The 12,789-nt window shown below is 72.2% G+C and carries 10 protein-coding genes and 1 tRNA gene; 3 read left to right on the top strand and 8 right to left on the bottom strand.

Annotated elements, in window-relative coordinates; all coding sequences use genetic code 11:
- Nucleotides 1-739: ABC transporter ATP-binding protein (locus tag AC07AZ_RS36235; protein ID WP_478855011.1), on the top strand; the 739-nt coding region annotated here is incomplete at its 5' end.
- Between the two features lie 39 nt (nt 740-778).
- Here the strand turns inward: AC07AZ_RS36235 and AC07AZ_RS36230 are convergent.
- From AC07AZ_RS36230 to AC07AZ_RS36200, 7 genes are all read right to left on the bottom strand, one after another.
- Nucleotides 779-1,498 (bottom strand): DUF8185 domain-containing protein, encoded by a 720-nt coding sequence (locus AC07AZ_RS36230; RefSeq protein WP_033951782.1) that lies wholly within the window; start codon nt 1,496-1,498, stop codon nt 779-781.
- Complete coding sequence (locus AC07AZ_RS36225) at nt 1,495-1,965, bottom strand: acyl-CoA thioesterase (RefSeq protein ID WP_033951780.1); 471 nt, start codon at nt 1,963-1,965, stop codon at nt 1,495-1,497. The genes AC07AZ_RS36230 and AC07AZ_RS36225 overlap by 4 nt, the downstream gene beginning before the upstream one ends.
- A 5-nt stretch (nt 1,966-1,970) precedes the next feature.
- Nucleotides 1,971-3,635 carry an energy-dependent translational throttle protein EttA gene (ettA, locus tag AC07AZ_RS36220; protein WP_478855010.1) on the bottom strand — a complete coding sequence of 555 codons (1,665 nt, stop codon included), beginning with the start codon at nt 3,633-3,635 and terminating at the stop codon, nt 1,971-1,973.
- A gap of 186 nt (nt 3,636-3,821) precedes the next feature.
- Nucleotides 3,822-5,228, bottom strand: a complete 1,407-nt coding sequence (locus tag AC07AZ_RS36215) for a Cys-Gln thioester bond-forming surface protein (RefSeq protein ID WP_478855009.1) — start codon at nt 5,226-5,228, stop codon at nt 3,822-3,824.
- 265 nt (nt 5,229-5,493) lie between these two features.
- Nucleotides 5,494-5,958, bottom strand: coding sequence for a single-stranded DNA-binding protein (locus tag AC07AZ_RS36210; RefSeq protein ID WP_478855008.1), 465 nt, complete (start codon nt 5,956-5,958; stop codon nt 5,494-5,496).
- A gap of 282 nt (nt 5,959-6,240) precedes the next feature.
- On the bottom strand, nt 6,241-8,667 hold the full coding sequence (locus AC07AZ_RS36205) for a YfjP family GTPase (protein ID WP_478855007.1): 2,427 nt from the start codon (nt 8,665-8,667) through the stop codon (nt 6,241-6,243).
- A gap of 3 nt (nt 8,668-8,670) precedes the next feature.
- Nucleotides 8,671-10,275 (bottom strand): dynamin family protein, encoded by a 1,605-nt coding sequence (locus tag AC07AZ_RS36200; protein ID WP_478855006.1) that lies wholly within the window; start codon nt 10,273-10,275, stop codon nt 8,671-8,673.
- Between the two features lie 322 nt (nt 10,276-10,597).
- On the opposite strand from AC07AZ_RS36200, the gene AC07AZ_RS36195 reads away from it, so the two are divergent.
- Nucleotides 10,598-10,673 (top strand) — tRNA-Arg (locus AC07AZ_RS36195).
- 366 nt (nt 10,674-11,039) lie between these two features.
- Here the strand turns inward: AC07AZ_RS36195 and AC07AZ_RS36190 are convergent.
- Nucleotides 11,040-11,429 (bottom strand): hypothetical protein, encoded by a 390-nt coding sequence (locus tag AC07AZ_RS36190; RefSeq protein WP_478855005.1) that lies wholly within the window; start codon nt 11,427-11,429, stop codon nt 11,040-11,042.
- A 201-nt stretch (nt 11,430-11,630) separates the two neighbouring features.
- Between AC07AZ_RS36190 and AC07AZ_RS36185 the strand changes: the two genes are divergently transcribed.
- Nucleotides 11,631-12,761, top strand: a complete 1,131-nt coding sequence (locus AC07AZ_RS36185) for a hypothetical protein (RefSeq protein WP_478855004.1) — start codon at nt 11,631-11,633, stop codon at nt 12,759-12,761.
- The last annotated feature ends 28 nt before the right edge of the window (nt 12,762-12,789 follow it).

Genomic DNA, 12,789 nt, shown 5'->3' with positions numbered 1-12,789 from the left:
GTCGACGCTGATGAACATCCTCGCCGGCCTCGACGAGCCGAGCGCCGGGGCGGCCACCGTCGCCGGGTGCGACCTGCTGGCGATGGGTGCCAAGGAGCGGCTGCGCTACCGGCGGGAGGTGGTGGGCTTCGTCTGGCAGCAGACCGGCCGCAACCTGCTGCCGTACCTGACGGCGGCCCAGAACGTCTCACTGCCGATGCAGTTGCGCGGCGGCGCCCGCAAGCGCGCGGGCCGCGCCCAGGAGTTGCTGGACCTGCTCGGGGTGGGTCAGTGCCGGGACCGGCGGCCGCACCAGATGTCCGGCGGCCAGCAGCAACGGGTGGCGCTGGCGGTGGCCCTCGCCAACGAACCGGCGGTCCTCCTCGCCGACGAGCCGACCGGTGAACTCGACTCGCACACCGCCGAGGAGATCTTCGCCGCCTTCCGCACCGCCAACGAGGAGCTGGGCACCACCATCGTCATCGTCACCCACGACCAGGCCGTCGCCTCCGAGGTGCGCCGCACCGTCGCCATCCGCGACGGCCGCACCTCCACCGAGGTCCTGCGCCGCACCGAGGTCGACGCGGCCACCGGCCAGGAGGCGGTGGTGGCCCGGGAGTACGCGATGCTCGACCGCGCCGGACGCCTCCAGCTCCCCGCCGACCACGTCGCCGCCCTCGACCTGCGCGACCGGGTCCTGCTGGAGCTGGAGAGCGACCACCTCGGGGTGTGGCCGGACCCGGAACAGCGCGAGAGGTGACCGGCTCGGCCGCCTGACGGCCCGCCCGGCGGCCCGGGGTCAGCGGACGCTGACCCCGAACGCCCCGAGTCCGGCCCGGCGTACCGCCACCGAGCCGTACGGCGTGCGCAGCCGCAGCCAGGCGCCCGCCGAGCGCAGGGCGACCGGCTCGGCCGGGGCGGCCCCGTCGCCGGGGACGGAGGCGGCGGGGACGCGGGCCGGTGCCGGGCGCAGGAAGCCCATGGCGTGGGCGGCGTGCGCGGCGCGGACCGGCAGGGCGGTGTCGCCGAGCGGCCGCGACCAGATCTCGTGCCCGATCGCGTCGAGCGCCGTACGGGTCCGCTCCTCGGGCGCCAGCGCCTCGGTGCGGGTGCGGAACTCGGCGACGACGGCCGCGACGGCTGCGCGGACCGCGTCGGGAGCGGGCAGGCCCGGTTCGGGCCGCCAGCCGGTGCGGGGCGGCAGGACTCCCGCCCAGGGCGGGCCGGTGACCGCTTCCGGGACACCGAAGGGGGCGCCCGGCTCGGGCTCCGCGTGGACCAGTTCCAGCAGCTCACCGGCGGAGACGGTGCGGTCCAGCTCCGCCGGGGCGTCGTCGAGCAGGACGGTGCGGACCGCCAGCACCTCGAACGAGGCGGGTCGGCCGAAGACCGCCAGCCGCTCCCCGGTGAGCTGGAGGCGGACGGCGGCGGCCTTGTCGTAGTGGACCAGGCGGCGCAGGAAGGCGGCCAGATCGGCCGCCTCCCCACGGTCCGCCGGGCGCAGAGGTGCCGTACTCACGCGGTCCGCTCCCCCGGCACGCCCGCGTCCTCGGGACCGGGCTCCTCCGGGAGGTACTTCTCCAGGAAGTGCCGCTCCTCCTCGGTGATGCGGCGCGGGCGCTGCGTCTCGAAGTCGTAGGGGACGACGACGGTCGAGGCGCGGACGTAGACGGTGCCCGGTCCTTCCTCGGTGTCGGGGTCCTTGACCTCGTAGGCGATGGTCAGCGAGGCGCCGCGGATGCCGGTCACCCAGGACTCGACGAGCACCGGCTCGTGCCGGTGGACGAGCGGGCGCTTGTAGTCGATCTCGTGGCGGGCGACGACGGAGCCGCCGGAGAACGACTTGCTGCCGTTCCCCGGCGCCAGCCGGAACATGAAGTCGATCCGCGCCTCTTCCAGGTACCGCAGGAAGACGACGTTGTTGACGTGCCCGAAGGCGTCCATGTCCGACCAGCGCAGGGGGCAGCGGTAGAGGTGGCGGGCCACTGCGGTCAGCTCCGGGTCAGCTTCTTGTAGGTGGCACGGTGCGGACGCGCGGCGTCCGCACCGAGACGCTCGACCTTGTTCTTCTCGTACGACTCGAAGTTGCCCTCGAACCAGAACCACTTGGAGTCACCCTCGTAGGCGAGGATGTGCGTGGCGACCCGGTCCAGGAACCACCGGTCGTGGGAGACCACCACGGCGCAGCCCGGGAACTCGAGGAGGGCGTTCTCCAGGGAGGACAGGGTCTCGACGTCCAGGTCGTTGGTCGGTTCGTCGAGGAGCAGCAGGTTGCCGCCCTGCTTGAGGGTGAGCGCGAGGTTGAGGCGGTTGCGCTCACCGCCGGAGAGCACGCCGGCCGGCTTCTGCTGGTCGGGGCCCTTGAAGCCGAAGGCGGAGACGTACGCCCGGGACGGCATCTCGACCTGGCCCACGTTGATGTAGTCCAGTTCGTCGGAGACGACGGCCCACAGGGTCTTCTTCGGGTCGATGTTCTCGCGGCCCTGGTCGACGTAGGCGATCTTGACGGTCTCGCCGACCTTGATCGAGCCGGAGTCCGGCGTCTCCAGACCCTGGATCATCTTGAAGAGGGTGGTCTTGCCGGCGCCGTTCGGGCCGATCACACCGACGATGCCGTTGCGCGGCAGGGTGAAGCTGAGGTCGTCGATGAGGACCTTCTCACCGAACGCCTTGGAGAGGTTGTTGACCTCGACCACGATGGAGCCCAGGCGCGGGCCCGGCGGGATCTGGATCTCCTCGAAGTCCAGCTTCCGCATCTTGTCGGCCTCGGCGGCCATCTCCTCGTACCGCGCGAGGCGGGCCTTGGACTTGGCCTGGCGTCCCTTGGCGTTGGACCGGACCCACTCGAGTTCTTCCTTCAGACGCTTGGCCCGCTTGGCGTCCTTCTGGCCCTCGACCTTGAGACGGGACTGCTTGGACTCCAGGTAGGTGGAGTAGTTGCCCTCGTAGCCGATGGCGCGGCCGCGGTCGAGCTCCAGGATCCAGCCCGCGACGTTGTCCAGGAAGTACCGGTCGTGGGTGACGGCGACGACGGTGCCGGGGTACTTCGCGAGGTGCTGCTCCAGCCACTGCACGGACTCGGCGTCCAGGTGGTTGGTGGGCTCGTCGAGCAGCAGCAGGTCGGGGGCCTCGATCAGCAGCTTGCAGAGCGCCACGCGGCGGCGCTCACCACCGGAGAGGTTGGTGACCGGCCAGTCGCCGGGCGGGCAGCCCAGGGCGTCCATGGCCTGCTCCAGCTGGGTGTCCAGGTCCCACGCGTTGGCGTGGTCCAGGTCCTCCTGGAGCTTGCCCATCTCGTCCATCAGGGCGTCCGAGTAGTCGGTCGCCATGAGCTCGGCGACCTCGTTGAACCGGTTGAGCTTGCCCATGATCTCGGCGGCGCCGTCCTGCACGTTCTGCAGGACGGTCTTGGACTCGTCCAGCGGCGGCTCCTGCTGGAGCATGCCCACCGTGTAACCGGGCGAGATGAAGGCGTCACCGTTGGACGGCTGCTCCAGACCGGCCATGATCTTGAGAACGGTGGACTTACCGGCACCGTTCGGGCCGACCACACCGATCTTCGCGCCGGGCAGGAAGCTCAGCGTGACGTCGTCAAGGATCACCTTGTCGCCGTGCGCCTTACGCGTCTTGCGCATGGTGTAAATGAACTCAGCCAAGAGAAACCGTCCGGCAGCTTGAAACTGGCAGTGGGCAGATACACCCCATCTTGCCTGACGTCCACCCTCGGGTCCTAACCCGAATGGGCGGGGGGCTGTGAGCTGGGGGTTCGTCGTCGGGTTCGGGGCTCGCTGTTGAGTTGCCAAGGATCATGCGGGGCCGGGGCACGGTGCGCGGGCGGTGGTTCAGTCCTGGGACTGGGACTTTCGGCCGATGAGGAGCAGGGCCGCGCCGCCGATGACGACCAGGGCGATGGCCGTGCCCGCGATCAGCGGGGTCGCGCTGGTGCCGCCGGTCTCGGCGAGGTTCGTGTCCGCCGCGATGCCGCCGACCGTCGCGGGGCTAGGCTCGCTGAGCGTCTGGACCGCGTCGCCGGCCTCACTGCCCTCCGTCCGGCAGTCCAGGACGCCCGCGAACCGTGTCTCGGAGCCGCTGGGACCGGTGATCGCGAAGTCGTACGCCTGGTCCTCCTGGAGCGGGATCGTCACAGTCCGGGTCGCGCCCGCCGGGACGGTGTGCCCGGTGCCCATGAGCTCGAAGGTGAACTCCGTGTCGCCGGCGTTGGCGGCGGTGATCCGCACTCCGCCGTCGGTGCAGGTCTTCGCCGCCGACAGTGCCGGTACGGCGCCCTGCTCCGCCCAGGTGGCGCTCGCCGTGGCGGAGACGGTCGACTCGCTGGAACCGGCCAGGATCTGGGTCTGGCTGCGGCTCTCGGAGGTGAAGGCCCGGCCGACCGGCACCGTGGTGGAGGCCTGCACGGTCAGCTCGGCCGTGCCGGCCGCCGTGTCCTCGGGCACGTCGAAGAATATCTTGGCGCCGTCCGACGCCGACGTGAGGCGCTTCCCGTTCCCGTCCACGATCCGCGCCCCGCTGGTGGCGGCGTCCGCCGGTGGCGTCAGGGTGACGCTGTCCGCGTTGGTGTGCACGGTGACCGGGCCGATCGGGTCACCCGGGTGACCGGAGACCGCGGGCGGGTCCAGGGACAGTGACGGCTCGGGCTCCGTGAGGGTCCGGGCGTTCTTCTCGAGGTAGTCGGCGAGCCTCTCGGCCTGCGGGTCGACGGCGTCGACGTCCGCGCCGTCCGAGTAGCGCCAGATCGCCACCTGGGTGCCGGCCGCCGCGTCCTGCTCGGTGAGTCCGCTGCGGACGCCCGCCTTGGCGGCGAGCGTCGCGAGGTCGTTGACCTGTGGATAGGAGTTCTGCAGGATCCAACGAATCCTGCCCGCGTTCTTGTTGACGCCCAGCGAGCTGCCGCTCCAGGGCGTCTCGTGGTACTTGGCGTCCTTGAGCGTGGGGTTGCGCAGGTCGACGCAGTAGGTCTGCAGCGTGCCACCGCCATCGACGGACATCTCGAACAGTCCCGCCGAGACCTGGAGATCACCGGTGGGGTCGTGGATCACGGCCGCGCCGTACGTCTTCAGGCCGCCTACGGTGGCGGTCGCTCCGCCCTGGTCCTGCGACGTCCCCTCGGCGGCGGCCGCGCCGGCACCGGCCAGCACACCCGCGGCGACGAGCCCGGACACCAGCGTCACCGCGGCGAGACGGACCGCGCCTCGCCCGCGCACCGACAGCGCAGTGAACGAAGAATGCACAGAGTTCCCCTTCGAGCAGGACCCGTTGACGTGGGGGGCGAGGTCCCACCAGCAGAATCAGAGGCCACGGGAGCCACGTTGGGCATCCTAAGGACGCGGCGCACCGCGCTTCCCCGTGATGCCGTCGGATGGCCGATCCGACTCGGAATCGTTATCGCCAAGATCACTGACGGCCTGCTTGTCGACAAATCCATGCTGTGCCACGGGAGTTCGGCACGTACCCGCCGACAAGCCGCATCCGGTCAGCGCGGTCCTGGACCCCGTCTCACGTCACCGCCGCCGGTTCCGGCTGCCGTGCCGTCGCGTCCGCGGGATCCGCCGGCGTGGTCTCCCAGGTGGGCTCGTTCTGTGGTGGCGCGGTGCCCGCCTCCGGCCTGGTGCTGCGCCGGAAGGCCGAGGTGCCGCGCGACAGATCGTGGCCGATCGCCACCGCGTCGATGTCGGCCGATGTCCGGTTCTGACTGTCGCGTGACTCCGTACGCACCTTCAACCTGCCGTGCACGACGACGGGGTCGCCCACCGACAGCGAGGCGCCCGCGTTCGTGGCGAGCTGCCGATTGGCCCACACCGTGAAGAAGTTGGTGTGTCCGTCCGTCCATGTGTTCTTCTCACGGTCCCAGTAGCGCGAGGTCACCGCCAGCCGGAACCTCGCCGACGCGCCCGACGCCAGCTCCCGGTAGACCGGTTGCGTCGCCACGTTGCCCACCGCGCAGACCATCGTCTCGTTCATCGTGAACCCCTCCCTCGCCCGGCGCCCACGCCGGGTGGATACCCGTACGGGCCTTCCCCGTACGGCTGCTGTCCGCCGTGCGGCGGCGGGACGCGCCGCCCGCCGCGGTCACCGTGACCACCACGAGCCATCGCGCCCGCCGCCGTCACGTCGGTGATCGCGTCCGTCGCGATCGCCGTACGGCCAGACTGCCTTCGCTGGGCCGAGCCCGCCGAGCGCTGTGGACCAGCGCCCGGCTGTGGACAACTCCGTCACCCGGACGAGGGAACTCCCCCGGGCTCCCTACCGCGCGGCCGCCCCCGCCCCGATGACCCGGCCGTACTGCTCCCGTACCTCCCGGTAGCGCAGCAGCTCCGCCGCCAGCGGGTCGAGGACCCGGGCCCGCCCGCATCCCGCGGCCGCCTCCCGCAGCCGCCGCTCCGCCTCCGTGCCGTAGCGCCGTGCGGGGCCCCGCGCCGCCATCCGGCAGCCCCACTCGACCAGCGGTCCCCCGACGATGCCGCACACCATCAGCAGCACCGGCACTCCGAGGTTCGGCGACATGAAGCCGATGATCTGGCCGAGCAGCCACAGGCCGCCCACGACCTGGAGGACCGTCATCGACGCCTGGGCCAGGACGGCCGCCGGCCACCAGCCGGGACGCGGCGGGCGCCCCGGCGGCAGTCCCGCGCGTGTGGCCAGCTCGTCCAGCGCCTCGGGCAGCCCCTGGGAACCGCGTACGGCCGCCTCCCGCACCGCCTGAGCCCAGGGCGCGGGCAGCCCGGCCGAGGCCCGGTCGGCCACCGTCCGTACCGCCTGCTCGACGCGCTGGCGTGCCGTGGCCTCCTCGTCGGCCTGCGTCCGCGACTGGAGCCGTCCCGTGGGCGGTTCGCTCCGGTCCTGGTACCACCGCCACAGCCGCAGCCAGGGCGTCCCGCAGGCGCGGTTGGCGTTGCGCAGCCACGCGCGCTCGGCCGCCTCGCCCGCCGCGGTGGCCCCCACGGCGTCCGCGAGCCGGGCCGCGAACTCGTCGCGCGCCTGCTCGCTGAGCCCGGTGCGGCGGCCGGTGGCGTAGACCGACCGCAGCCGCCCGGCGGCCGCGTCCACGTCGGCGGCGATCCGTCGCCCCGGGGCGCCGCGCTCGGTCACGAACTGGCCGAGCGACTCGCGCAGTTCACCCAGGCCGTCTCCGGTCAGCGCGGACACGGCGAGCACGGTCGCGCCCGGTTCGCCGTATTCGCCGAGGGCGATCCCGTCCTCGTCGAGGAGTCTCCGCAGATCGTCGAGGACCTGTTCGGTGGCCTCCCCGGGCAGCCGGTCGATCTGGTTGAGGACCACGAACATGACCTCCGCGTGTCCGGCGAGAGGCCGCAGATAGCGCTCGTGCAGCACGGCGTCCGCGTACTTCTCGGGGTCGACCACCCAGATCACCGCGTCCACGAGCGCCAGGACGCGGTCGACCTGCTCCCGGTGCTGCACGGCCGCCGAGTCGTGGTCGGGCAGGTCGACCAGGACCAGCCCGCGCAGCTGCGCCTCCGCCTCGGCGCTCTGCACCGGGCGCCGCCGCAGGCGTCCCGGGATGCCGAGCCGGTCGATGAGGCTCGCCGCGCCGTCGCTCCAGCTGCAGGCGATGGGCATCGCGGTGGTCGGCCGGCGTACCCCGGTCTCCGAGATCGTGACCCCGGCGAGCGCGTTGAACAACTGCGACTTGCCGCTGCCGGTGGCGCCGGCGATGGCGACGACGGTGTGCTGTCCCGAGAGCCGGCGCCGTGCCTGTGCCTCGTCGAGGACCCGGCCGGCCTCGGCGAGGGTACTGCTGTCGAGCCGGGTGCGGGACAGCCCCACCAGCTCGCGCAGCGCGTCGAGCCGCGACCGCAGCGGCCCGTCGAACGCCAGCGGGGTCACCGTCTGCGGGCTCGACACCCTGCTCTCCACCACCGGCACGTGCTCCACGGGGGTGCCCTCGGTCACCCGCCGCGCGATCAGCCCGTCGTCCCAGGCACCGATGGATTCGGCGCGGCCCGTTTCCGGGCGCTCCGGTTCCGTTCCGGTACGGCCGGTGTTCGCGGCCTTCGTGCGCCCGGTGTCCGTACGACCGGACGGGTCGCCGTCACCCTTCGGCCCCGTGGGGGCGTTCTCGCGGGCCCCGCGCGCGGGGGCGCTGTTCCGCTCTGCGTCGCCGTCCACGCGCGCGTGCTCGTCGCCGTCCACGCGCGCGTGGTCGTCGCCGGGCTGCCGCGCCTCGGGGGACTTCCCGTCGGCCCCGTGAGGCCGCTCCGCGCGATGCACGCCGGAGGCGGCGGGCTCGGTGGACTCGGCGGGCTCGGAGGACCTCTCCTCGGGGGTGGCCGCAGCACCCTCCGCGGAGGCCCTACTGCCGGCCCCTCCGTTCGTCCCAGTCGCCTCGGACGCCCTGGGCGTCCCGGCCGTCCGGTCCTTCGCCTCCGCGCGTGCCCTCTCTGCGCCCTCCCCCGGACCCGCGGGTTCGCCGTGACCGGCGGATTCCGCGTGCCGGCCGCGGTCCTGGTCGCGGTCCTGGTCGCGGTCCTGGCCGGGACCCCGATCGCGGTCGTGATCGCGGCGCTCCCTGCGGTCCTGATCGTGGTCCCGGCTCTGGTCCCGGCCCCTGTCGTGGGCCTGGTCACGAGCCTGATCGTGGTTACGGCCCGTGTCGTGGGCCTGGTCGTGCTCTTGATCGTGGTCCTGGTCGTGGTCCGTGACGGCGGTCACCGGTCACCTCTCCTTCTGCAGTACGGACAGCGCGGCGATGAGCTCGGCCTGCGGTTCCGGGTGGACCTCCAGTGCGTCGAGGGGGGCGAGGCGGCGCTCGCGTTCCGCGTTCAGGACCCGGTCGAGGTGGTCGGTGAGCAGCCGCCCGGCACGGTCCCGCAGCCTGAGCGCACCGTGGGCGCCGATCCGCTCGGCGAGTCCCTCACCGGCCGGCCGCGCCCTGCGGCCGCCCAGCAGCGCGGTGGCGACGAGCGCGGCGACGACCTCGGGATCCGGCGCGACGCTGCGGTCGAGGTCGAGCACCTCCTCCTCCGCGTACTCCTCCAGCTCCCGCCGCCACCGCCGTACGGCCATCCCGATGCGGTGCTCGACGCCCTCCGCGGACGGATCGTGGTACAGCTCCGGGGCTCCCGCGGCCGGTTCACGCCGCCACGCCTCCTCGACGCGCTCGTCGGCGGCCGTGACGGCGCACAGCAGGAGGGCGCCGAAGCTCTCCATGAGGGCGTCGAGGAGTTCCGCCGCGCTGCAGTCCAGGGGGAAGGCCCGCCAGCGCTTGAGGGCGTCACCGGCGAGCACGGCCCCCCGCTGGAGGCGCCCGCGCACCCGCGCGTACTCGCTGTCGTACGCCGCCTCGACGGCGGAGGTCAGCCGGAGCGCGGCCGCGTACTGGGCGGCCGCCGCACTGGCCAGCTCGGGCATCCTGGCCTTGAGGGAGTCGAGGACGCCGAACGCCGTACGGGACAGGGTGTCCTGCCGGGCGGCGGCGTCGTCGACCTGATGGGTGAGCCAGGTCCGCAGCGGGGCCACCGCGGTGGCCGGCAGCAGGCCGCCGCCCCAGGCCGACTCGGGCAGTTCCGGCACGGTGAACCGGGGGATGTGGCCGAGCCCGGCCTTGGTGAGCAGCGCGCCGTACTGCCGGGAGACCTCGGACACCACCTGGTGCGGTACACGGTCCAGGACGGTGACCAGGGCGACGTCGTACTCCTTGGCGGTGCGCAGCAGATGCCAGGGCACCGCGTCGGCGTAGCGGGCGGCCGTCGTGACCATGACCCAGATGTCGGCCGCGCAGATCAGCTCCGCGGCGAGGACCCGGTTGTCCGCGATCAGGGAGTCGACGTCGGGTGCGTCGAGGAGGGCGAGGCCGGGCGGCAGTGTGTCGGCGGTCTCGACACGCAGCACGCGTCCCGGGTCCTCGCCGGGGGGCAGCAGGTCGTCGTCAGGCTCCTGCGGGGGCACCCACACGCGCGTGAGGTCGGGCAGTACGCGCATCCCGCTGAACCAGTGATGGTCCTCCGGATGGCACACCAGGACCGGTGTCCGTGTCGTTGGCCGCAGCACACCCGCCTCGCTGACGCGCCGGCCCACGAGGGAGTTGACGAGCGTCGACTTGCCGGCCCCCGTGGATCCGCCCACGACGGCCAGCATCGGCGCGTCCGGCTCTCTCAGCCGGGGGACCAGGTAGTCGTCGAGCTGCGCCAGGAGTTCGTCGCGGTTGGCACGCGCGCGTGGGGCCCCGGGCAGGGGCAGCGGGAAGCGAGCGGCGGCGACACGGTCGCGCAGGGCGGAGAGTGCGTCGAGCAGCTGAGGCCGTACGTCCAAGGTCACCACATGCGAAGAATGCCCAATTTTAGGGGAATTCTGAAGCATATGCGCACGCCTGCGCGCCGACAGGACACAACGGGCGGAAGGGATGACTGGGACACGGGCACAGGCCAGGCATAACGAGTGCACAACACCCGGCGCGCGGGGCGCCAAAAGCGGTGCACGATTCGCACCTGCCTGCGATTATCAGGACCGCTTCACTGAACCTCCACATCAAGCCACGGAGGCGAAGCATCAGGGACAAGTACGCGGGAGCCCTATCCTTGTCCCCGGCAACGTCACGGAACGGCCCACACCCGGGCACCCACGACAGAGGCCACCACACCCGGCCCCCGTAGCTCAGTGGATAGAGCAGGCGCCTTCTAAGCGCTTGGCCGCAGGTTCGAGTCCTGCCGGGGGCGCCAACCCGTGGTCAGTCCCGCCTGGGAATCGTCGCAGGTCAGCGGTCTGTTTTGTTCGTCAGTAGCGTTCGTCGTCGTGCGCCCCTGGGGAATCGAGGAACAGCCGCGTCGGCGGAATCCCGTCCAGGCTGAGGAAACGCAGGTCACAGCCCCTCGTCCAGGGCTCGATCTGTGAGCGGCCGGTCACAGGTTCGAGCCCTACGGGGGCCCAAAACATGGCTGGTGTCCTGCTCATGAGCCATGGGGCCTGCCCGACCAACACACTCAAGCGCCTCAAGCGGGCGGTCGGGGCCCCTGCTCAGCACAAGTTCATGCAGTCAGCGGCCCTCTCGGCGCGAACCCGCAGTGGGTGCTGGGGAGTCGGACGCACTACCAGGCAGCACACCGGCCCTCGGTGTCGAGATCGACGCGGCCACCGCCCCAGACCGGGTCGCCTTCGAGCAGGCCGGAAAGTTCCTCCAGGTCGACCGGCAGCGGCCGCAGCACTGAGACTGCACCGCTGCCCAGCGTGTCGAGTTGTTCAGCGAGGACCTCGTCTCCGGGCCAGCCCCGTTCACGCAGGGTGGGCGTGCATGCGATCACCGTCTCCCGGGCGCCGGGCACGCCTCTGGAGACCGCTGCGGTGAATGCGTCTCCGCACTGCTGCAGCACGTCGGTGGGGTCACGCGTACGCAGCAGGGCGAGCAGGGACGGGCCGTCCGCGGTGTGGCAGGCGGCGCGGAGCGCCTTGAGGGCATGCGCGGTCCATGCCTCGGTCATGCCCGCAAGGCTACGCCGGGGTGCGCTGCGGGCTCCATCGTCTCCGCTCCATCGTCCGCTCGGTCCGCACCACCAGAGCTCGCTCTTCCCCAGAACCGCTCGCCTCGGCTCACCCCACGGCGATTGAGTATGACGTCCGGTCAGCTCCTGCCGTCTCGCCCGTCCCCGTCCCTCCATCACGGCGGCGGTAATGTCCGCCATGTGAGCGAGTACCAGTACTACGAGTTCCAGGCCCTCGACCGGCCGCTCAGCCGCGAGGAACAGGACCAGCTGCGGGCCATCTCCACCCGGGCCCGGATCACCGCGACCAGCTTCACCAACACCTACAACTGGGGTGACCTGAGCGGCAATCCGCGCCGCATGGCCGAGCGCTACTTCGACGCCCACCTGTACGTCACCAACTGGGGCACCCACCGGCTGATGCTCCGCCTGCCCAAGTCGGCCTTGGCCCCGCGCACGGTGCAGCCGTACTGCCTGGATCACCACGTCGACGCCTGGACGACTCGCACCCACCTCCTCCTCGACCTGACCAGCGAGGACGAGGGTGGCGACTGGGTCGAGGGCGCCGACGACTCGCTGGCCGCCCTCATCGGCGTACGCGACGAACTCGCCGCCGGCGACCTGCGCCCCCTCTACCTCGCCTGGCTCTCAGCCCTCGCCGCCTGGGAACTCGAGGACGACGACGAAGAGGAGTACCAGACCACCCCCGAGCCGCCCGTACCGGCCGGACTCGGGGAGCTGACCGCCCCGCAGCGCGCGCTCGCCGACTTCCTGCGCGTCGACGCCGACCTGCTCACAGTCGCGGCCCAGGCCAGCCCCTCCGCGCCCGCGGAACCGGCCCGGCCCGCGAAGAAGGAGCTCGCCCCACTGATCGCCGCCCTGCCGGAGAAGGAGAAGGACGCTCTGCTGCTGCGGCTCGCCCTGGGCCCCGAGACCCGCTTGCGCACCGAACTCCTGCAGCGTCTGCGCGGCACCACCACGCCCGCCGCAGCGCCCGGACGCCGGTCCGCCGCCCACCTCCTGGACACCGCACACACCTTGCGCAGCGAACGCCGTCAGCGCGCCGAACACGAACAGGCCGAAGCCCGCAGCCGGCGCCTGACCCACCTCGCCCACGAGGCGGAACCTTCCTGGCAACAGATCCAGGCGCACATTGCCACCAAGAAGACCAGCGCCTACGACCAGGCCGTCGCCCTCCTCGGGGAACTCCGCGACGCCTACGCGCACACCGGACGGGACAGGGACTTCCAGCAGCACCTGACCCGCCTGCGCGAGGACAATCAGCGCCGCCCCGGCCTGATCCACCGCCTCGATTCCCGCGGCCTCCGATGACACCCGCTCGCCCTCGGCGCCAGGCCGC

The organism is Streptomyces sp. NPDC043878 (assembly GCF_056435735.1).
This window is presented reverse-complemented; position numbering and strand designations above follow the sequence as displayed.

What these genes read in the sequence shown, in the direction of transcription:
- AC07AZ_RS36210 (WP_478855008.1), bottom strand. Translation starts at nt 5,958, where the DNA reads ATGAACGAGACGATGGTCTGCGCGGTGGGCAACGTGGCGACGCAACCG.
- AC07AZ_RS36190 (WP_478855005.1), bottom strand. Translation starts at nt 11,429, where the DNA reads ATGACCGAGGCATGGACCGCGCATGCCCTCAAGGCGCTCCGCGCCGCC.